The sequence below is a fragment of the Desertimonas flava genome, assembly GCF_003426815.1.
Lineage (GTDB): Bacteria > Actinomycetota > Acidimicrobiia > Acidimicrobiales > Ilumatobacteraceae > Desertimonas > Desertimonas flava.
This window is the reverse complement of record NZ_QKYK01000012.1, coordinates 124,439-143,915: the sequence shown is the minus strand read 5'-3', so window position 1 is coordinate 143,915 and position 19,477 is coordinate 124,439. Positions and strand designations below refer to the sequence as shown.

General features: G+C 70.6%; 17 protein-coding genes. 10 read left to right on the top strand and 7 right to left on the bottom strand.

Features of this window, described 5'->3' with window-relative positions; all coding sequences use genetic code 11:
* Nucleotides 1–15: 15 nt before the first annotated feature.
* Complete coding sequence (locus DN771_RS15605; RefSeq protein WP_162942004.1) at nucleotides 16–1,203, bottom strand: amidohydrolase family protein; 1,188 nt, start codon at nucleotides 1,201–1,203, stop codon at nucleotides 16–18.
* Nucleotides 1,204–1,362: 159 nt separating this feature from the next.
* On the opposite strand from DN771_RS15605, the gene DN771_RS29580 reads away from it, so the two are divergent.
* Nucleotides 1,363–2,568 (top strand): (Fe-S)-binding protein, encoded by a 1,206-nt coding sequence (locus DN771_RS29580; protein ID WP_162942003.1) that lies wholly within the window; start codon nucleotides 1,363–1,365, stop codon nucleotides 2,566–2,568.
* On the top strand, nucleotides 2,565–2,753 hold the full coding sequence (locus DN771_RS15590; protein ID WP_116998464.1) for a hypothetical protein: 189 nt from the start codon (nucleotides 2,565–2,567) through the stop codon (nucleotides 2,751–2,753). Before DN771_RS29580 ends, DN771_RS15590 begins: the two co-directional genes overlap by 4 nt.
* A 52-nt stretch (nucleotides 2,754–2,805) precedes the next feature.
* Here the strand turns inward: DN771_RS15590 and DN771_RS15585 are convergent, their stop codons facing one another.
* On the bottom strand, nucleotides 2,806–3,840 hold the full coding sequence (locus tag DN771_RS15585) for an LOG family protein (RefSeq protein ID WP_116998487.1): 1,035 nt from the start codon (nucleotides 3,838–3,840) through the stop codon (nucleotides 2,806–2,808).
* On the opposite strand from DN771_RS15585, the gene DN771_RS15580 reads away from it, so the two are divergent.
* A complete protein-coding gene (locus DN771_RS15580; protein WP_116998463.1) occupies nucleotides 3,839–5,497 on the top strand; it encodes a molybdopterin-dependent oxidoreductase in 1,659 nt (552 codons plus the stop codon). The two genes, DN771_RS15585 and DN771_RS15580, sit on opposite strands and share 2 nt — an antisense overlap.
* 38 nt (nucleotides 5,498–5,535) lie before the next feature.
* Here the strand turns inward: DN771_RS15580 and DN771_RS15575 are convergent, their stop codons facing one another.
* Complete coding sequence (locus DN771_RS15575; protein WP_116998462.1) at nucleotides 5,536–6,294, bottom strand: SDR family NAD(P)-dependent oxidoreductase; 759 nt, start codon at nucleotides 6,292–6,294, stop codon at nucleotides 5,536–5,538.
* Nucleotides 6,295–6,530: 236 nt separating this feature from the next.
* On the opposite strand from DN771_RS15575, the gene DN771_RS29575 reads away from it, so the two are divergent.
* Nucleotides 6,531–7,412, top strand: a complete 882-nt coding sequence (locus DN771_RS29575; protein ID WP_205528614.1) for a hypothetical protein — start codon at nucleotides 6,531–6,533, stop codon at nucleotides 7,410–7,412.
* Between the two features lie 96 nt (nucleotides 7,413–7,508).
* Here the strand turns inward: DN771_RS29575 and tal are convergent, their stop codons facing one another.
* The 3 genes from tal to DN771_RS15555 form a co-directional block, all read right to left on the bottom strand.
* Nucleotides 7,509–8,618, bottom strand: a complete 1,110-nt coding sequence (gene tal, locus DN771_RS15565; protein ID WP_116998461.1) for a transaldolase — start codon at nucleotides 8,616–8,618, stop codon at nucleotides 7,509–7,511.
* A 69-nt stretch (nucleotides 8,619–8,687) separates the two neighbouring features.
* Nucleotides 8,688–10,661, bottom strand: coding sequence for a transketolase (gene tkt / locus DN771_RS15560; protein WP_116998460.1), 1,974 nt, complete (start codon nucleotides 10,659–10,661; stop codon nucleotides 8,688–8,690).
* 251 nt (nucleotides 10,662–10,912) lie between these two features.
* Entirely contained in the window at nucleotides 10,913–11,332 is a 420-nt protein-coding gene (locus tag DN771_RS15555) for a hypothetical protein (RefSeq protein WP_162942001.1), read from the bottom strand.
* Nucleotides 11,333–11,457: 125 nt separating this feature from the next.
* On the opposite strand from DN771_RS15555, the gene DN771_RS15550 reads away from it, so the two are divergent.
* Nucleotides 11,458–12,033, top strand: a complete 576-nt coding sequence (locus DN771_RS15550; RefSeq protein ID WP_116998458.1) for a superoxide dismutase — start codon at nucleotides 11,458–11,460, stop codon at nucleotides 12,031–12,033.
* 87 nt (nucleotides 12,034–12,120) lie between these two features.
* On the opposite strand, the gene DN771_RS15545 is transcribed toward DN771_RS15550, so the two are convergent.
* A complete protein-coding gene (locus DN771_RS15545) occupies nucleotides 12,121–13,488 on the bottom strand; it encodes a pectin acetylesterase-family hydrolase (RefSeq protein WP_116998486.1) in 1,368 nt (455 codons plus the stop codon).
* Nucleotides 13,489–13,602: 114 nt separating this feature from the next.
* Here DN771_RS15545 and tgt point away from each other — a divergent pair, with 114 nt between their 5' ends.
* The 5 genes from tgt (at nucleotide 13,603) to DN771_RS15520 (ending at nucleotide 19,474) form a co-directional block, all read left to right on the top strand.
* Entirely contained in the window at nucleotides 13,603–14,700 is a 1,098-nt protein-coding gene (tgt, locus tag DN771_RS15540; RefSeq protein WP_116998457.1) for a tRNA guanosine(34) transglycosylase Tgt, read from the top strand.
* Nucleotides 14,701–14,784: 84 nt separating this feature from the next.
* The gene (gene yajC / locus DN771_RS15535) at nucleotides 14,785–15,399 is read left to right on the top strand and encodes a preprotein translocase subunit YajC (protein WP_116998456.1); all 615 of its coding nucleotides are present in this window, start codon (nucleotides 14,785–14,787) and stop codon (nucleotides 15,397–15,399) included.
* Complete coding sequence (secD, locus tag DN771_RS15530) at nucleotides 15,396–17,186, top strand: protein translocase subunit SecD (protein ID WP_116998455.1); 1,791 nt, start codon at nucleotides 15,396–15,398, stop codon at nucleotides 17,184–17,186. Before yajC ends, secD begins: the two co-directional genes overlap by 4 nt.
* Nucleotides 17,186–18,454 carry a protein translocase subunit SecF gene (gene secF / locus DN771_RS15525; RefSeq protein WP_162942000.1) on the top strand — a complete coding sequence of 423 codons (1,269 nt, stop codon included), beginning with the start codon at nucleotides 17,186–17,188 and terminating at the stop codon, nucleotides 18,452–18,454. The genes secD and secF overlap by 1 nt, the downstream gene beginning before the upstream one ends.
* Before the next feature lie 450 nt (nucleotides 18,455–18,904).
* Nucleotides 18,905–19,474, top strand: coding sequence for an adenine phosphoribosyltransferase (locus DN771_RS15520; RefSeq protein ID WP_116998453.1), 570 nt, complete (start codon nucleotides 18,905–18,907; stop codon nucleotides 19,472–19,474).
* Nucleotides 19,475–19,477 lie beyond the last annotated feature (3 nt).

The following is a 19,477-nucleotide window of genomic DNA, read 5'->3' as shown; positions in this document are numbered from 1 at the left end:
TGCGTCGACGGGGCCTCAGAGCTGGAACAGGGCCCGGGCGTTGTCGCCGATGAACTTCCGGCGATCGGCCTCGGGGAACATCGCCACCAACTCGTTGAGATCGTGGACGTACTCGGAGGTGTGGTCGGCGTGCGGAAAGTCCGACGCCCACATGAACCGCTCGACGCCGAACCGCTCGGCGAGCGCCGGGATCGTGCGCTCGTCGGGATCACAGCTGATCCAGATCCGCTCCCGGAAGTAGTCGCTCGGCTTGTTGCGCAGCGGGACCCGCTCGCCGATGAACGTGTGGGAGTAGACGGCGTCGATGCGATCGAGCCAGTAGCCGATCCAGCCGCCGCCCGATTCGAGCACGAGGATCTTGAGGCGGGGGAAGGCGTCGAACACGCCGTAGTCGAACAGCGTGGTGAACTGGTGCCGCACGCCGTCCGACGCGGCGACCGAAGCGAGCAGGCGGAGCTGCTTCACGTGCTCCCAGGTGCCCATCCTGGTGCCCTTCGTCCACTGCGGCTCGAACGTCGGGTGGATCGCCAGCGGGACGTCCAGGTCCTGGGCGGCGGCGAACACGGGATTGTTGTCGGGGTGGCCGAGCGGGACGCCGCGATGGTGGAACGGGGCGACGTAGCCGCCCTTGGCGCCCTCGCCGACCGCCCGCTCGAGCTCCTTGGCGGCGGCGACCGGATCGCTCAGCGACAGGTGGGCGGTCGGCACGAGGCGCGGCTCGTCGGCGCAGAACTCGCAGATCCAGCGGTTGTAGGCCTTGGTGTACGCCTGTGACAGCTCCGGGTCGTCGACCTCGGCCTCCCACAGCAGCCCGACCGTGGTGTAGAGGAAGGCGATGTCGATGTTCTCGGCGTCGAGGACGTCGATGCGCTCGGAGGGGTCCATCGCTCCATACGGCGACTCACCGAGATAGGTGCGCTCGGGGTTCTTCTGCATGTCGGCCAGGTCGGGTGCGCCCATCGCCCCGAGCGTCGCCGGGAACCCGCGACGAGACATCTGCGAGCGGCGCCCGTCGATCTCGAGCTCCTCGAGGCCGTTCTCGTCGACGCGGATGCGCAACGCCCGGTCACGGAACGCCGGGTCGATGTACTCCTCCCAGAGCGTCGGCGGTTCGAGGATGTGGCCGTCGGCGTCCACCGCTCCGCTCTCGGCGACGCGGTGCGCCTCGTGCATCGGCTTGCGTGCAGCAACTGTGAGCCCCATGACTCGACGTTCGCGCACCGGGACGCCCCGCGACGTACCGTGCTGGACCCTGCCGCACCCTGCCGCACCCTGCCGCACCCTGCTGCGCACTGCTGCGCACCCGGTGTCGCGGCGAGTCGTCCGGTGCGCAGCGCAAGCAGGTTGGTACGGTGGCCGCCGATGGCGACCAGCGGTGTGCTCGGCCTCAACGAGAGCGAACTGTCGACGTGCGTCGGGTGCGGCCTGTGCCTGCCGCATTGCCCGACGTTCCGCGTGACGGGCGAGGAGGGCCTCTCACCGCGGGGACGGATCGACGCGATGCGCGCCGTCGAGTGGCGTGGCGCCCCGATCGACGAGACGTTCTTGCGCTTCGTCGACACGTGCGTGCAGTGCCGCGGTTGCGAGCCGGCATGTCCGAGCGGCGTGCCCTACGGGCACCTGATCGAGTCGACCAAGGCCGCCCTCGCCGATCGGGGGACGATCACGCCGCGCTGGCAGCGTTTGGCCTATAGGGCGCTGCCCATGCACCGGCTGCTGCTCGCCGGTTCGACCATGCTGGCGTTCGCCCAACGCCTCCGCATGGTGCCGAAGCGCGCCGGCCTGTCACGTCTGCCGCTGCGGCGGGGGCCGCGCCCGGCGCCGTCGCCGGCGCCGTCCGGCGCCGAGTCGGTGTGGTTGTACCTCGGCTGTGTGATGGACGCCTGGCTGCGCGGGACGCATCGTTCGACCGCTGCGGTCATCGAGGCCACGGGAGCAACGTTCCGGTGCTCGCCCGATTCGGCAGGGTGCTGTGGCGCACTTCACGTGCACGCCGGTCTCGAGCAGGAGGCGGCAGAGCTGGCCCGCCGCACGATCGCCGCCATGCCCGGCGACGACGCCATCGTGGTCAACTCGGCCGGGTGCGGCGCGGCGATGAAGGAGTACGGGCACCTGCTCGCCACGGATGAGGCCCGCGCCTTCTCGGCCCGCGTCGTCGACGTCGACGAGTGGCTGGCCGAACGTGTCGACCGGCTTCCCGAGCCGACCGGCGAACTCGCGCCGGTGATCGTCCAGGACCCGTGCCACCTGCGTCACGTGCAGAAGGCACACCTCCCCGTGCGCACGGTGCTCGGCCGCTACGCACGTGTCGTCGAGCTCGACGACGACGGTTTGTGCTGCGGCGCCGGTGGCGCCTATTCCGTCCTTCAGCCCGAGCTCGGTACGGCGATCCGCGAGCGCAAGGTCGACGTCATCGACCGGGCCCGTCGGGCGAGCGGGGCCGCCGTGGTGGCGAGCGGCAATCCCGGTTGTGCGATGCACCTCGCCGCGGCCGGCCTCGAGGTGCGGCACCCGATCGACATCGTCGCCGAGGCGATCGGCACCGGCCGGGACCAGGTCCCGTCGTGAGCCGCTACCGCGAGCTCGCGACCGAGCTCGACGGCATCGGCTCGACGCTCGACGAGCTCAGCTTCGATCTCCTGCAGGAGGCGATGGCGGCGGGGGCGACGAAGCGCCCCGATGCCGACAAGGTGCTCACGCAGGCCCGCCGCGCCGTCGAGAAGGCCGCCCGCCTCCTCGAGTCCCTCGACTGAGGCGCTCCCGAGATAGTGCCAGGCACTATCTCGGGAACTCTCCCACCGGGGGTCAGTCGAGCGCGTTGAGCGCGTCGATCAGGGCGCGCAGCGTGCCGTAGCGGTGGCCGGTGAAGTCGAACCGGATGCGGGCGAGGTCCACCTTGTCGGCCTGGCGCAGCTCGACGGGCAGGGGACCGGTGCGCGTGATCGGCCCGTCGGCGACGACGGTGGCGGCGTCGGGCCCGAACCGGCGATTCAGCTCCAACACCTGGTCGTCGGTGGGCTCCCGGCGGATTCGCACCACCGCGGTCGAACCGATGTAACGGATCGAGTCGTAGTTGCTGTAGAAGCGCTCGATCTCCGTGCAGGCCGCGTCGCTCGAGTCGGTGACGAAGTACAGGCCGCGATCGATGGGGTTCACGAGGTGGCGGGACACCAGCTGCTTGCGGACGAAGTCGTCCACCTCGCTCCAGAACGTGTCGCCCTCGGTGTCGAGGAACACGATCGGGACCGGCATGCCCTTGCCGGTCTGGGTGAGCGTCAGCAGCTCGAACGTCTCGTCGAGCGTGCCGAACCCGCCGGGGAGGCAGACGAACGCCCGTGACTCCTTCACCAGCATCAGCTTGCGCGTGAAGAAGTACTTCATGCTGACGGCCTTGTCGTCGCCGGCGATCACGGGGTTGGCCCCTTGCTCGAAGGGGAGCCGGATCGACACGCCGATCGACCGGTCGCGGCCGGCGCCCTCCATCGCCGCCTGCATGATCCCCGGACCGGCCCCGGTGACCACCATCCAGCCGCGATCGGCCAGATCGGACGCGATCTTCGTCGCCTGCGCGTACAGCGGGTCGTGGGTCGCGGTCCGCGCCGAACCGAACACGGTGACCTTCGGGATGTCGCGGTACGGCGCGAACACGGCGAAGGCGCTGCGCATCTCGGCGAGGGCGGCCGACGCGATCTTCAGATCGAGCGTCGCCGGGTGATCGCCGATCAGTCCGATCGCCGCGGCGAGCAGCTCGCGGGCGAGGCGTTCGTCGGTCGGTGGCCCGACGTCGGCAACGAGATTCGCCACCTGCTCGGCGACGGCATCGGGCAGACTGGTGTCCATGGACGACCGATCGTACGGGCCCGAGCCGGCGCCGGGCGTGGGACTCGGTGCGCTGTCGGGCGCCGTGCTGGGAGTGGTCGCCACGGGAGCCGGTCTGGCCGCCGGGGAGCTGACCGTGGGAATCGTGTCGGGCTCGAGCTCGCCGGTCATCGCCGTCGGCAACAAGGTGATCGATCTGGTGCCGATCGGCATGAAGAACTGGGCAATCGAGACGTTCGGCACCAACGACAAGACGGTCCTCGTCGTCACCACACTGGCGTTGGTGTTCGTCGCCGGCGTCGTGGTCGGCGGTCTCGCCGCCGCCGGCCGCCTCGCTGCCGCCGTCGGGGGAACGGTCGGCGTCGGCCTGCTCGGCGTCGGTGCGGTGCTCAGTCGCCCCGATCCGTCCTTGGCCCGCCTCGCACCGATCCTCGTCGGCACGGCGGTGTCGCTGGCCGTGCTGCTGTGGCTCGCACCGCGCCGGGTTCGATCCTCGTCGACGGAGCCCGGCCTCGTCGGTCAGGCCGTCGCCGGGGTGGCCCCCGACGCCAGCCTCGAGCCGGCGAGCGCCCACCTCTACGTGCCGATGGTCGTCCCCGGGACGGGGATCGCCGACCGGAGGACGTTCGTCCTCCGCAGCGTGGGCGTGGCGTCGCTCGCGGCCATCGCTGCCGGTACCGGCCGGCTCGTGCAGGGCCGCTACTCCGTGGCCGACGAACGGGCCGCGCTGAGCCTCCCCCGGGTGGCGACACGCCCGCTCGCCCTGCCGCCCAACGCCGATCTCGACGTGCCCGGCCTGTCGCCGTTCGTCATCCCCAACGACGACTTCTACCGCATCGACACGGTGCTCACCGTGCCCCAGGTGTCGACGGCCGATTGGCGCCTGCGCATCCACGGCATGGTCGATCAGGAGTTGGAGCTGACGTTCGACGACCTGCTGGCGATGGACCAGATCGAGCGCTACGTGACGCTGTCGTGCGTGTCCAATCCGACCGGCGGGCCGTACGTCGGCAACGCCCTGTGGCAGGGCGTGCGGCTCGACTCGATCTTCGCCCAGGTCGGGTACCACCCGGAATCTACCCAGCTGGTCAGCCGCTCGGTCGACGGCTGGACGTGCGGCACACCGGTGTCGTCGCTCACCGACGGCCGCGACGCGATGCTGGCGGTCGCCATGAACGGCGAGCCGCTTCCGCCCGAGCACGGTTACCCGGTCCGCATGGTCGTGCCGGGGGAGTACGGCTACGTGTCCGCCACCAAGTGGGTGGTCGACATGGAGTTCACCACCTGGGAGGCGTACGACGCGTACTGGGTCCCTCGAGGCTGGTCGCAGCAGGCTCCGATGAAGGCGATGACGCGGATCGAGACGCCGCGCGACCGTGACGACGTGGCCCCGGGGACCGTGGAGATCGCCGGCACGGCATGGGCCGTGCACACCGGGGTGTCGGCGGTCGAGGTGCGCGTCGATGGCGGCGAGTGGATGCGGGCGCGACTCGGGGGCGTGCCGTCGGAGGACACGTGGCGCAAGTGGGTGGTCGAGTGGGACGCCGCCGAATCCGGCCGCCATCGGATCGAGGCGCGCTGCATCGACGGCGACGGCGAGGTGCAGACCGACGTCCGCGCCGACGTCGCGCCCGACGGCGCCAGCGGCTATCACGTCATCGACGTCGACGTCGCCTGACACCTCACGCCCGCCGCGGGATCGGGATTCGCGTGCGGTCAGAAGACGGTGTAGCCGCCGTCGACGACGACGGTGTCACCGGTGTGGAACGTCGCCGCGGGATCGGCGAGGAACACCGCGGCGGGACCCATCTCGTCGGGATCGGCCCAACGGCGCACCGGCGTGCGCCGGGTGGTGACCTCGCGGAAGCGGTCGTCGTTGTAGCCACCGGATGCCAGGTCGGTGATCGTCCAGCCCGGCACCAGGGCGTTGACGCGGATGCCGTAGCGGGCGAGCCCGACGGCCGTCGACCGCACGAGTCCCAGCAGCGCGGTCTTCGCCGCACCGTAGGCGTCGTTGCCGGCGGCCCCGTGGATCGCCGACGTCGACGACACGGCGACCAGCGAGCCGCCGCCCTGCTCGACCATGTGACGCGCCGCCGTGCGCAGCGTGACGAACACCGAGTCGAGGTTGATCGCCGTCACCGCGCGCCACTGCTCGAGCGTCGTGTTCAGGAACGACGTGCCGGTCCCGCCGCGGCCGGCGTTGGCGAACGCCGAGTCGATCCTGCCCCCGGCCGCGTCGACGGACGCGGCGAACGTGTCGATCACGGCCTGCTCGTCGCCGACGTCGCACACGAAGGCGTGGGCCGTGACGCCCTCCCCGGTGAGGCGTTCGACGGCAGCAGCGTTCTTGGCCTCGTCACGTCCCCAGATCACCACCTGGGCCCCGGCCCGCCCCACCGCCGAAGCCATCCCGAGTCCGATCCCGCCGTTGCCGCCGGTGATGAGCACAGTCTTGCCGTCGAGAGAAGTCACGGCCCGGTTCTACCGCGCGGGTGCCGGACGCCTCCGAACCGGACGGGCGCGGTGTGCCCGACGACCGCCGGCGCCGGCTCGGCCGGCGGGAAGTGCTGACGGTCTGGGCTCGTGGGAGCGCGTCCCGTCAGCACTTCCCGTGGAGCCGACTCGGTCGGGGTGATCCGGCGGGCAGCCGGACGGCACCCGGTGCGCGCTCGATGGAACCGTGCGGCGGCCTGGGGCGTCTGAGCGGTATGGCTCTGATCCGGTTGACGACCATCACGTCGCTGGCGGCGATCACCAGCATGTGCGCGGCCCCAGTTGCAGGCGCCGCGTTCTCCGAATCCGGCGAGCCGGCCGCCGGCGCACCCGTCGGTGAGCTCGTGGCCAGCCTGACCGTCCAGGGACTGTTCCCCGTGACGCCGCCGTTCGTGCCGAGCGGACCGACGGTCGCCGTCTACGACGACGGATCGGTGCTGGCCCTCGACCCCGCCATCCGGCTTCTCCTGGACGCTCCGCCGTATCTGCTCGACGGCTACGCCCGCGCGCAGATCGACGCCGCTGCCGTCGATCTCGTGGTGGACCGGGCCGAGGCGCTCGGGCTGACCGATGCGGCTCCGCAGTACGCGCCGAACCTGGCGATCGTCGACGCGCCGCGGACCTGGGTCGTCGTCGGCGCCGGCGAGGCCCGCCAGGTCCACGTGGTCGACGGCCTCGTCGACGACGAGGAGGATCCGCAGCGCGCCGCCGTCGCCGAGTTCGCCGCCTTGCTGCGCTCGATCGCCGACGAGGTGGTCGCGGACGGCACCGCGACCTACGAGCCGCCATCAGCGGTCGCCATCCAGGCGGCCCCCGCTGACCCGGTCGACCAGGCATCGCCGGCGACCGGGGTCGTGAGAGTCGGACCGCCGTACCCGGCGCCCGAGCCGGTTGCCTGGCCCGACCCGACCGTCCGGCTGGCCGATGCGACCGACTGCGTCATCGTCGACGATCCGGCGACGGTGACGCTCCTCGCCGACGCCGTGGTCGGCGCCACATTCGTCGACGACGGCGTGACCTACGCCGTCGCCGCCCAGCCGGTGCTCCCCGGCCACGGCTGCCGGCCCGGCACCCCGCCGTCCACCACCCCTCGCTGACCGTCTCCCATCCGAGTACGGAAGGGCCGGAATCGGGGCCCCCGGGTACTCGGGTCCGCTTGTACTCGGATGAGGAACCGAGGACGGCGAGCGGGGTCAGCTGGCGCGGAGCTCGCTGGCCTTGGTCTCGAGGGCGTCGATGAGCTCGGTGAAGCTCTTCTGGAAGCTCGACACGCCCTCGCGCTCGAGCGTGTCGGCCACGTCGTCCATGTCGACGCCGACATCGGCCAGCGCCGCCCAGGTCGCCTCGGCCTGGTCGACGTCGGCATCCACCCGGCGGGCCAGCGTGCCGTGATCGGCGAAGGCCTCGATGGTGGCGTCGGGCAGCGTGTTCACCGTGTTGGGACCGATCAGCTCGTCGACGTACAGCGTGTCGGGGTAGTCGGGATTCTTCGTCGACGTGCTCGCCCACAGCGGGCGCTGCACCCGGGCGCCGCGGGCCGCCAGGGCCTCCCAACGATCACCGGAGAACGTCTGCTGGAACTGCCGGTAGGCCAGCTTGCCCTGGGCGATGGCGGCCTTGCCCCGCAGGGCCAGCGCCTCGGGCGTGCCGATCGCGTCGAGACGACGGTCGACCTCGGTGTCGACGCGGGAGATGAAGAAGCTGGCGACGCTCGCCACCTTCGACAGGTCGGCGTCGGGATCGGTGGCGAACGCCTCGAGGCCGGCGATGTACGCGTCCATCACCGCCTGGTAGCGGTCGAGGCTGAAGATCAGCGTCACGTTGATGTTGCGGCCTTCGGCGATCATCTGCTGGATCGGCGCGACGCCGGCTTCGGTGGCCGGGATCTTCACCATCAGGTTGCGCCGGGCCACCTGCTCGTGCAGCTGCCGGGCGGCCGCCTCGGTGCCCGGACCGTCGTTGGCGAGTCCGGGGTCGACCTCGACGCTCACGTAGCCGTCGATGCCGTTCGACGACTCGTAGACGGGGTCGAACACGTCGAGGGCCCCGTTGATGTCCTGGAGCACCATCGCCCAGTAGTCGTCGATCACCGGGTGGTCGTCCGTCGTGAGGCCGCGGAACTGGTCGTCGTAGTCGGCGGAACCCTGGATCGCCTTCTGGAAGATCGTCGGATTGGACGTCAGGCCGCGGATGCCGCCGTCGCGCAGCTCGGCGAGCTGCCCCGACGTGATGTAGCCCCGCTTCAGGTTGTCGAGCCACGGGCTCTGATCGAACTGCTCATGAAGCTGAACCAGTCGTTCCATACGTCCACCCTACGGCCGCAGATCACGGCGGCGCACCCGATGGCCGTCGCGGCCGGGCGTCAGCGAGTGTCACGCACGGTCTGCGAGCAGTGCGGTGGCGCGCTCCACGACATGATCGACGTTGATGCCGAGCTCGCGCAGCACGACGTCGCCAGGCGCGCTGGCGCCGAAGCGGTCGATGCCGACGCAGTCGTCGGCGAAGCGCTCCCACCCGAACGTCGCCCCAGCCTCCACCGACAACACCGGCACGCCGGCCGGGAACAGGGTGTCCCGGTAGCCCCGGTCCTGTCGGGCCAGACGGTCCCAGCTGGGGAGGCTGACCACCTGCACCTGCGTGCCGGATCCGGCGAGCCGGTCGGCGGCGTCGATCGACAGCGCGACCTCGCTGCCGGTGGCCACGATCACGAGGTCGGGTGTGCCGTCGACGGCACGGACGATGCCGCCGCCGCGTTCCACGGCCGAGCCGTCGGTGCGCACCGGGATGCCCTGGCGCGACAGCACGAGGGCGGTGGGGCCGTCGATCTCCACGGCGGCCTTCCAGGCGGCCACGGTCTCGTTGGCGTCGGCGGGGCGGATGACCTGCAGGCCGGGAATGGCGCGCAGGGCGGCGAGATGCTCGATCGGCTGATGGGTCGGGCCGTCTTCGCCGACGCCAACCGAGTCGTGCGAGTACACGAACACGACCTTGGCCCGGGACAGCGCGGCCAGCCGCACCGACGGCTTCATGTAGTCGGAGAACACGAAGAACGTGCCGCCGATCGGAAGGATGCCGCCGTGGCGGGCCATGCCGACCATCGTCGAGCCCATCCCGTGCTCGCGGATGCCGTAGTACGTCTGGCGGCCGCCGGGTGTCTCGGCGGTCTGGGCGGTGGCGTCGGGAAGCTTGGTGCCGGTGTTGCCCGTGAGGTCGGCGGCACCGGAGACCAGGCCGGGGAACCGATCGAGGGCGGCGCCGACGGCCTTGGCGATCACCTGTCGGGTGGCGATGTTCTCGCCCTGCTCGAAGCTCGGGAGGCGATCCTCCCACCCGGGGGTGCCGCGACCGCTCCACGCCGCGTCCCACGCCTCGCGCTCGGCCGGCTCGATCGCGTCGAGCGACTTCTGCCAGCGCTCGTAGTCGGCCGCGGCGAGCTCGGCGGTGGCGTCGCGGTAGGCGCTGACCACGTCGTCGGGGGACCAGAACGGTTCGTCCGGAATCCCCATCACGGCCTTGGTCTCGGTGACGTCGGCGGCGGTGAACGGGTTGCCATGGGCCTCGTGCTCGTCGGTCCACTTCGGCGACGGCGTGCCGATGTGAGAGCGCAGGATGAGCAGACTGGGCCGGTCCTCGACCGCCTTGGCGGCGAGCAGCGCCGCCTCGAGGGCGTCGGGGTCGTCGGCGATCTCGCCGAGGTACTCGACGTGCCAGCCGTAGGCTTCGAAGCGCTGGCCGACGTCGTCGGTGCTGGCGAGCTGCGTGGACCCGTCGATGGTGATGCGGTTGTCGTCGAACACGACGTTGAGCCGGCCGAGCCCGAGGTGCCCGGCGAGCGAGGCGGCCTCGTGGCTCACCCCCTCCATCAGGCAGCCGTCACCGGCGATCGCCCAGATGTGGTGGTCGACGAGGGCGCTGCCGAAGCGGTCGCGGAGCACCCGCTCGGCCACCGCCATGCCGACGGCGTTGGCAAATCCCTGGCCAAGGGGCCCGGTGGTGACCTCGACGCCGGGCGTGTGTCCGGCCTCGGGATGGCCCGGCGTCCGCGAGCCGAACGAGCGGAACGCCCGCAGATCGTCGAGCTCGAGGCCATATCCCGACAGGTACAGCAGCGAATACTGAAGGATCGACGCATGGCCGTTGGACAACACGAACCGGTCGCGGTCGGGCCAGTTCGGGTCCGCCGGGTTGTGCTTCATCACCCGGCTGAAGAGCACGTGTCCCAGCGGGGCGAGAGCCATCGCGGTGCCCTGGTGGCCGCTCTTCGCGTGCAGCGGAGCATCCATGGCGAAGCCGCGGATCATCGAGATGGCTTGGGACTCGAGCTCGGGCGACAAGGTGGCAGGCATCGGCTCCGACCCTACCCGTCGCCGCGACCGCTGATTCAGGGGGTCGGGGGCGAAGCGGGGCCCCGACGGGCAACGGCGCGGTCGCGGCACCAGTCGGCGCTGGCGAGTGCCGAGTCGACCGATCCGTTTTCTCAGTCTCAGTCGCCGTCGGTCCAGGTGATCGGAGGCCGGACCCCGTCGATGGTTTCCCAGACGGCGACGAGTATCGCGTCCTGAGACTCGGGATGTCTGGCCCGTCCCGATCGGCTGGTTCAGGCGGGCGGCAGGAGCGTGAACGGCACCACGAGCCACGGGCCGCGGTCGATGCGGCAGTGGGCGAACACCGGGCCGTAGTCCGGGAACTCCAGCTCGCCCCGAACCAGTCGGTAGGTGAACTTGCCGGGCTCGACGGTGAACGGGCTGACGTTGCGGGCCACGTGCTCGTCGTCGACGGCCGGTACGTCGGTGCCGAGTGGGTCGCCGGTGCGGCGGAACACGACCTCGAACACGCCCTGGCCGGAGTCCGCAGGCGGGCAGTAGATCAGCGCGACGAGGTGGGGCGTGATCGTGAGGGGAGCCCGCGACGGGGCCGCCATCGAGAACATCGCCCCGGTGATGTCGATCCGCGTGGATGGTCCGGGCGCTTGGCGCATCTCGAAGTTCTCGACGAACAGAGCCGACACGATGTGCATCAGGCCACCGTACCGGGGGTGTCGGGGTCGTCCCGTCGCGGTCGCGACCGACCCGACGCCGAAGTTCACACGCGGATCGAGAATTGGGGGGAGTAATCGCTGTCGAAAAGCGGTACACCTGGGTCATGGCTTTCTCCCTGCCCGAGCTTCCGTACGCAACCGACGCCCTGCAGCCGCATCTCTCGGCGGAGACGTTCGAGTACCACCACGGCAAGCACCACAAGGCGTACATCGACACGACGAACCAGATGGTCGCCGGGACCCCGGACGAGAACCTGTCGCTGGAGGAGCTGATCCTCAAGGCCGAGGGCAAGCTCTTCAACCAGTCGGCGCAGATCTGGAACCACAACCTCTACTGGCGCTCGCTGTCGCCGAACGGCGGCGGCGCGCCGACCGGCGCGGCCGGCGACGCAATCAACGAGGCCTTCGGCAGCTACGACAAGTTCCGCGAGGAGTTCAAGGCGTCGGCCACCGCCCAGTTCGGGTCTGGGTGGACCTGGCTCACCTACGACGACGGCAAGCTGGCCATCACCAGCACCGGCAACGCCGACCTGCCGCTGAAGCACGGCTCCAACGCCGTCCTCACGTGCGACGTGTGGGAGCACGCCTACTACATCGACTACCGCAACGCGCGGCCGAACTACGTCGACGTCTTCCTCGACCACCTGATCAACTGGCAGCTCCTCGAAGACGCCCTCTGACCGTGCGGGCGCCGGTGGCGCCCCCCGCTCGTCCGCGGTGACGGCCGGTGCCCTGGGCACCGGCCGTCACGTTCGTTTTCGGGGAGATCACGACGGCGCTGCGCAGTCGACGCAACGGACGTCGTCGAGCGGGTCCCCAGCCAGCAAGGCGGCGAGCCACTCCACCAGCGTGACGCCGCCCTCCTCGAGGACGTAGAAGTCGTCGCGCTCGAGCACGCGGTGGCCGTCGCCGGCGGCCGTGAACGTGTGCAGGTCGACGCCGGCCGCTTCGATCGCGGCGTCGTTGGCGTCGATGTTCCCCAGCGTGGTGCCGTCGAGGCCGAGGCTCTCGAGCGCTCGCCCGGCGTTCGGGTCGTACGCGAAGTCGAACCGCGCCATCACGATGCCGGGGTCGTGGAGCCCGGCCTGGATCCAGAAGCGGGGGATGCCCCACTCGCCGGCGGTCAGGCCCTCGTTCACGTCCCAGTCGGGCATGTTCCCGTACGCGCCCCACAGCTCGTCGAGCACGGCGACGTTGAGATCGGGATCGTCGGGCCAGTGGCCCGAACCGGCGCCGATGACGATCACCTCGGCGTCGGGAAGCCGATCGGCGACGAGCCCACCGTACAGCGGAGCCGACACCGACCCGCCGGTGTTGCCGACGACGACCACCTGGGTGGCGTCGGGAAAGTGCTCGGCGAGGTGGTCGATGGCCGCCGAGCCGTTGACGAAGCCGTTGTGCTCCACCGTCAGGTCGGGGGAGTACTCGTGCGTCGAGTCGCCGAGATCGGCGTCGCCGGTACAGGAGCCGACGAAGACGAAGCTGTGCTCGGCGAAGGGATTGTCGGCGTGGTCGAGGTCGAGGATCCCCCTTCCGGGGAACCCGGGGTCCTTGCCGCCGATGCTCCAGGTGTAGAAGTCGCTCTCGCCGTTGCTCCCCGTGAAGGCGCACGTGAGGGCGTCGGTGCACGCGCCGCCACCGTCCAGGTAGAGCACGACGCGGGTCGGGTCGGCGTCGCGGTCCCAGAATGTGAACTCGCTGCCGTCCGCGCACTCGCAGTCGCCGCCCGGCGTGATCGCCTCCCACTCCGACGGGCCGCCGTCGGCCCCGGCACCACCGCCACCGCCGGCGTCGGGCGGAGGCTCGACCGGCGGTGCGGCTGAGGCGAGGATCGGCTCGCACACGGATTGCGCGACGGCCACCTCCTCGTTCGTGTGGGTGTTGAGGTCGAGCGGCGAGGAGATCTCCAGACCGCCCCCGTCGGTTCGCGGATCGGGGTAGTCGTCGATGCCGTTGTCGCGCAGGCACTGGGCGTACTCGAACGCCGCGTCGAGGAGCTCGTCGGCGCCGGGTGGCGGGGAGTCGGGAGGCGTCGAGGTCTCGCCAGCCTCAGCAGCAGAGGCCGCGGGGACGGCGGCGGCGAGGGCGAACAGAGAGGTACAGGCGATCAGCAGGAGGATTCGTCGGGGGATCATGTCGGCCACGGTGACGGATTCCGGCTGAGACGCCGCTGAGAGCGTGCGGCGCCGCGCCCGCCCGGCGGGCGTCGCGGGTCGGTGCCGCATTGCTGGCCCGTACAGTTGTCCGGCGTGTTCACGGTCTCCATCGACGTCCAGGCCACCGACGGGGCGGCCCGCGCCGGGGTGGCGACCACCGCCCGCGGCGACTACGACACGCCGTGCTTCATGCCGGTGGGCACCCGCGGCGCCGTGAAGTACCTGAGTGCAGACGACTACGAGCGGATCGGCGCGCGGATCGTGCTCGGCAACACCTATCACCTGATGATGCGCCCAGGCGCCGACGCCGTGGCCCGGTTCGGCGGACTCGGCCGGTTCGCCGGCTGGGACGGGCTCACGCTCACCGACTCGGGCGGCTTCCAGGTGTTCTCCCTCGATCCCAAGGTGGACGACGACGGCGTCACGTTCCGCAGCGTGTACGACGGATCGACCCACCGGTTCACTCCGGAGGGTGCAATCGACACGCAGGAGCGGCTCGGCGCCGACATCCAGATGGTGCTCGACGTGTGCCCGCCGCTGCCCAGCTCGCCCGACGTGATCGTGCTCGCCGTCCGCCGCACCTCGGAGTGGGCTGCCCGCGCCCGGGACGCCCACCGCCGCAGCGATCAGTCGCTCTTCGGCATCGTCCAGGGCGGCATCGACCCTGACCTGCGGGCCCAGAGCGCCAAGTCGACCGCCGCCCTCGAGTTCGACGGGTACGGAATCGGAGGCCTGTCCGTGGGGGAGAGCCGGGAGGAGATGGTGCCGGCTCTCGCCGCCGCCACGGCCGAGCTGCCGGTCGATCGGCCCCGCTACCTCATGGGCGTCGGCGACCCGGCGAGGATCGTCGAGGCCGTGAACCTGGGTGTCGACCAGTTCGACTGCGTCATGCAGACCCGCCTCGGGCGCCACGGAACGGCGCTGACATCGTCGGGGAAGGTCCACGTGAAGAACGCCTCGTACGCCGGCGACGACGGGCCGATCGACCCGACGTGTGGTTGCGAGGTGTGCGCGCGGCACACGCGCGGCTACCTGCGGCACCTGTTCAACGTGTCGGAGCCCACGGCGGCGCGGCTCGTCAGCATCCACAATCTGGCGTGGACGATCGACCTGATGGCCCGGATCCGGGCCTCGATCATCGCCGGAACGTTCGCCGACCTGCGTCGCGAGGTCCTGTCGGTCTGGGGATGACCATCGCGGTGAGCTTGAGCGACTCGCGTTGTAGGCTGCCCGACGGCCCGGGACCGGACCGGGACTGATCGGATCACCATCTTCATGCACCTTCACCTCACGCTGCCCGAGTCGCTCGCCGAGCACCCTGCATTCTCCGCCTCGCCGTTTGCCGCCGAGTACGTCGCGGCGAGCAGCGGCAGCGAGGCTGAAGAGGCCGCCTCGACGACGCAGGCCGAGGAAGACGACGACGACGGCTCCAGCACGGCCGCCACGATCTTCAACGTCGGCATCCTCCTGCTGATCCCGCTCGGGATGTACTTCCTGCTCATCCGGCCGAACAAGAAGCGCCGGCTGGCCGCTCAGGAGCTGCAGAGCAGCATCACCGTGGGCGACGAGGTGCTCCTCACGTCCGGCGTGTACGGGTTCATCACGGCGATGGAGGACGGCAGCGATGTGGTCTGGGTCGAGATCGACGATGACGTGCAGATCCGGGTCACCCGCGCGGCGATCTCGGGCAAGGTGAGCACGAGCGCCACGCCGGTCGCCGAGGCCGCGCCCACGGATGACGACGAGCCGGCCGACGACGACACGGACGCCGCTCCGCCGGCCGCTCCGAAGGGGGGCGCCAAGACGTCGAAGTCGGCCCCGGCGCGACCGACACTCAAGGGGACGTCGACGGCGGCGACCGCCGAGAGCGCAGAGTCCGGCGACGAATGATCCAGCGCCGGCTGTGGATCTCGCTCGGCGGGATCGTCCTCGTTGCCGCGGTCCTGCTCGGCATCAACCTGGGCGTCGGCAACGAGCCGGCGCTCGGCCTCGACCTGCAGGGTGGTGTCTCGGTCGTCCTCGCGCCGACCGAGGAGGCGACCCACGACGACCTGCTGACCATCCGTGACCTGATCCGCGACGAGCTCGAGGATCGCGGCATCGCCGAGCCCGAGGTCCGGGTCGAAGGCGACAACGTCGTGGTCGACCTGCCCGGCATCAAGGACCAGCGCGACGCCCTGGCCGCGGTCGACGTGGCCGGCATCGTCACGCTGCGGCCGGTCGTCAGCCCCTGTGTGGCGCCGACCGATGAGGCAGCCGCCGACAGCAGCGTGCCCGACAGCAGCGTGCCCGACAGCGGCGCCCCCGAATCGTCCGCCCCTGGCTCGTCGACCCCTGCCGACGAGAGCACTCCCGCGGCGAGCGACAGCCCGGCCTCGACCACCGACGCCACGGCCTCGACGGTGCCGGCGACCAGTGATCCCGCCGCCACCACCGACGGCCCCGCCGGCATGCGTCGTCCGGCCGCCGCCGGCACCTCGACGCCGCCGTCCTCCGAGCCGACCGACGCGGCGACCGACGACACCGCAACCGACGACACCGCAACCGACGACACCGCAACCGACGACACGGCGACCGACGACACGACGGTCGACAGCAGCGTCGCCGAGTCGACCACGACGACCACCGAGCCCCCGCTCGGACCGATCGGTCCCGGCGACTTCGGCACCCCGCCGGCGTCCCCGTTCACCCCGCTGCCGCCCACCGACGAGGACTCGTCCGTCGTCCTGCCCGATGTCGACGGCAACGAATGCACCGTCGGACCAGTGCAGCGCGGCCCCAACGGCGAGCTGACCGGCTTCCTCTTCGAGCGCGACTCGGCCAAGGCGACGCTGAACGGCGGCGCCTGGCAGGTCGACGTCGGGCTGTCGCCCGTGGGCTCGTCCGTCTTCAACAGCCTGGCCAGCACGTGCTTGTCGGGTGACCAGTCGTGCCCCTACGGGCTGATCGCCATCGTGATGGACGGCGTGGTGCAGAGTGCGCCCCAGGTCCAGACGGCGAACTTCAGCGAGGGCGTGTCGATCACCGGCAACTTCAGCGAGGGCGAGGCGCGTTCGCTCGCCCGAGTGCTGAACCGTGGTGCGTTCCCCATCGACGTCCGGGCCGAGAACGTGCAGACCGTGTCGGCCACGCTCGGCCGCGACTCGCTGAACGCGTCGATCTTCGCCGCCCTCGCCGGCGTCGTGCTCGTGCTCCTCCTGCTGGCGTTCTTCTACCGCCGGCTGATCGTGGTCGTCCTCGCCGGCATCGCGGTGTGGGCGATGCTCATCTACTCGGTGGCCGCCTTCGTGTCGCAGACCACCAACTACGCGCTGACGTTGGCAGGCGTGGCGGGCATCGTCGTGTCCATCGGCGTCACCGTCGACAGCTACGTCGTGTACTTCGAACGCATCAAGGACGAGGTGCGCCACGGGCGCACGATCAAGAACTCGGCCCAGCGCAGCTTCAAGTCCACGTGGCGGACGATCCTCGCCGCCGACCTGGTGTCGATCATCGCCGCCGTCGTGCTGTTCATCCTCAGCGTCGGGTCCGTCCGGGGGTTCGCCCTCTACCTCGGCATCACGACGGTGTGTGACGTGATCGTGTTCTACTTCTTCACCAGGCCCTCCGTCGTGCTGCTGGCCGCCAACGGCTGGCTCGACCGTGGCGACACCTTCGGCCTCAAGGAGTACGAGTGATGACCACGACCGACACGCTCGCCCCGGTCGACGCCGAGGCTCCCGGCCAGCGCATCGCCAAGAAGGCGAGCAAGCGGCTGTTCCTCGGACAGACGGCCATCGACTTCTGGGGTCGGCGCATGTGGGGCTTCGGCGTCTCGCTCCTCCTGATCGTCATCAGCGTGATCTCCCTGTCGACCCGCTGGCTCAACCTCGGCATCGAGTTCGAGGGCGGCATCTCCTTCGACGTGCCGGCGGCCGAGGGCTTCGACACGGACGCTGCGCGCGGTCTGCTCAGTGACAACGGCGTCAACGGCAGCGACGCCAAGGTCGAGGAACGACGCTCGTCGAGCGGCGAGATCGTCAAGATCCAGATCGAGGACGTCGATCCCGACGTGCGCGACGCCGTGCAGGTGGCGCTCGCAGAGCGGGTGGGCGTCGACGCCGAGGACGTGAGCGTCTCGGCGGTCTCGGCCAGCTGGGGCGACGAGATCACGCGTAAGGCGATCATCGCCCTGGTGGTGTTCATCGCCCTGATCTTCGTCGTGATCTCCATCCGCTTCGAATGGCGCATGGCGGTCAGCGCGATCCTCGCCATGCTCCACGACATCGTGATCGCCGCCGGCATCTACTCGGTGTTCGGGTTCGAGGTCACGCCGGCGACGGTGACGGCCTTCTTGACGATCCTCGGCTACTCGCTCTACGACACCGTCGTCGTCTTCGACCGCATCAAGGAGAACGAGCGCCGCATCGCCGCCGCCGGGCTCAACGGCGCCGATCTCGTCAACATCTCCACCAACCAGGTGCTCCTCCGGTCGCTCAACACGTCGGTGTCGGCGCTGCTGCCCGTCGTGTCGCTGCTCGTCATCGGGTCCGGCCTGCTCGGGCAGGTCACGCTGCGGGAGTTCGGCATCGCCCTGTTCATCGGCATGGTCACCGGCGCCTACTCGTCGATCTACATCGCCACGCCGATCCTCGGCTGGCTCAAGGGCGCCAACGGCGCCCGCAACGGCGAGCCCGACTGGCTGGTCGGCGAGGAGTTGCGCCACATCGTCGTCCGCGGTGTCGGGGTGCTCGCGCCGAAGACCGGGCGCCGCCGGGGCTCCCGCGGCACCGGCTCCTCCGCCGGCGAACGCCGCCGGGCAGGCGGCTCCGCCGCCGTGGACGAGGGTGAGCTCGACGAGGCGGCGCAATCGGCCGTACGGTCGCCCAAGCGGGCGCCGGTCGAGGCCACCACCGAGCAGCTGCTCAGCCACCCGCCGCGGGCCCGCAAGAAGAAGCGCCACTGATCACCTGCGTTCCCCGGCCACGCAGGCCGCGTGAACGCCTCAGTCGGAGCAAGCTCCTCCTTCGGCTTGGCCGCTCGGACTTCAGGACGCTCGCTGCGCTCGCTGAACCCGCACGCAGTTCGCACCGCTGCGTTCCCTACAAGCGCTTCGCTGAAGCTCACGGGGCAACGCAGGCCGCGTGAACGCCTCAGTCGGAGCAAGCTCCTCCTTCGGCTTGGCCGCTCGGACTTCAGGACGCTCGCTGCGCTCGCTGAACCCGCACGCAGTTCGCACCGCTGCGTTCCCTACAAGCGCTTCGCTGAAGCTCACGAGGCCACGCAGGCCGCGTGAACGCCTCGCTCGGAGCAAGCTCCTCCTTCGGCTTGGCCGCTCGGACTTCAGGACGCTCGCTGAACCCGCACGCACGCCGCATGCTGCGGTTCCGTCGGTCGTAGCCCGTATCCTTTGGTCATGACCGTGACTGCTGATGCCGGCTGGCTCACGTCGCTGATCCGCGACATCGCCGACTATCCCACCGACGGCGTCACGTTCCGTGACATCACACCACTGCTCGGCGACGCCGCCGGGTTCTCCCGGGCCGTCGACGAGCTGTCGGCACGATTCGCCGATGTCAGCGTCGACCGCGTCGTGGGCATCGAGGCTCGAGGCTTCATCCTCGCCGCGCCGGTGGCCTATCGCCTCGGCGCCGGCTTCGTCCCCGTGCGCAAGGCGGGCAAGCTCCCGTGGGCGGTCGCCCGTGAGGAGTACACGCTCGAGTACGGCTCCGACAAGCTCGAGATCCACCGCGACGCGATCCATCCCGACGAGCGCATTCTCGTGGTCGACGACGTCCTGGCGACGGGCGGCACCGCTTCCGCGACGGCCCGGCTCGTGCAGGGGCTCGGCGGTGACATCGTCGGCCTCGGATTCCTCATCGAGCTCACCGACCTGGGCGGCGTTCAGCGCCTGGCCGACTATCGCATCGAGTCGCTCGCCCGCTACCAGGCCACCGGCGCCACCTCGGACAGCGACACGGAGTAGCCG

Excerpts from the sequence above, each read along its gene's own strand:
- DN771_RS15605 (WP_162942004.1), bottom strand. The coding sequence starts at position 1,203 with ATGGGGCTCACAGTTGCTGCACGCAAGCCGATGCACGAGGCGCACCGC.
- DN771_RS29580 (WP_162942003.1), top strand. The coding sequence starts at position 1,363 with ATGGCGACCAGCGGTGTGCTCGGCCTCAACGAGAGCGAACTGTCGACG.
- DN771_RS15580 (WP_116998463.1), top strand. The coding sequence starts at position 3,839 with ATGGACGACCGATCGTACGGGCCCGAGCCGGCGCCGGGCGTGGGACTC.
- DN771_RS15585 (WP_116998487.1), bottom strand. The coding sequence starts at position 3,840 with ATGGACACCAGTCTGCCCGATGCCGTCGCCGAGCAGGTGGCGAATCTC.
- DN771_RS29575 (WP_205528614.1), top strand. The coding sequence starts at position 6,531 with ATGGCTCTGATCCGGTTGACGACCATCACGTCGCTGGCGGCGATCACC.
- tal (WP_116998461.1), bottom strand. The coding sequence starts at position 8,618 with ATGGAACGACTGGTTCAGCTTCATGAGCAGTTCGATCAGAGCCCGTGG.
- tkt (WP_116998460.1), bottom strand. The coding sequence starts at position 10,661 with ATGCCTGCCACCTTGTCGCCCGAGCTCGAGTCCCAAGCCATCTCGATG.
- DN771_RS15555 (WP_162942001.1), bottom strand. The coding sequence starts at position 11,332 with ATGCACATCGTGTCGGCTCTGTTCGTCGAGAACTTCGAGATGCGCCAA.
- DN771_RS15550 (WP_116998458.1), top strand. The coding sequence starts at position 11,458 with ATGGCTTTCTCCCTGCCCGAGCTTCCGTACGCAACCGACGCCCTGCAG.
- DN771_RS15545 (WP_116998486.1), bottom strand. The coding sequence starts at position 13,488 with ATGATCCCCCGACGAATCCTCCTGCTGATCGCCTGTACCTCTCTGTTC.
- yajC (WP_116998456.1), top strand. The coding sequence starts at position 14,785 with ATGCACCTTCACCTCACGCTGCCCGAGTCGCTCGCCGAGCACCCTGCA.
- secD (WP_116998455.1), top strand. The coding sequence starts at position 15,396 with ATGATCCAGCGCCGGCTGTGGATCTCGCTCGGCGGGATCGTCCTCGTT.
- secF (WP_162942000.1), top strand. The coding sequence starts at position 17,186 with ATGACCACGACCGACACGCTCGCCCCGGTCGACGCCGAGGCTCCCGGC.
- DN771_RS15520 (WP_116998453.1), top strand. The coding sequence starts at position 18,905 with ATGACCGTGACTGCTGATGCCGGCTGGCTCACGTCGCTGATCCGCGAC.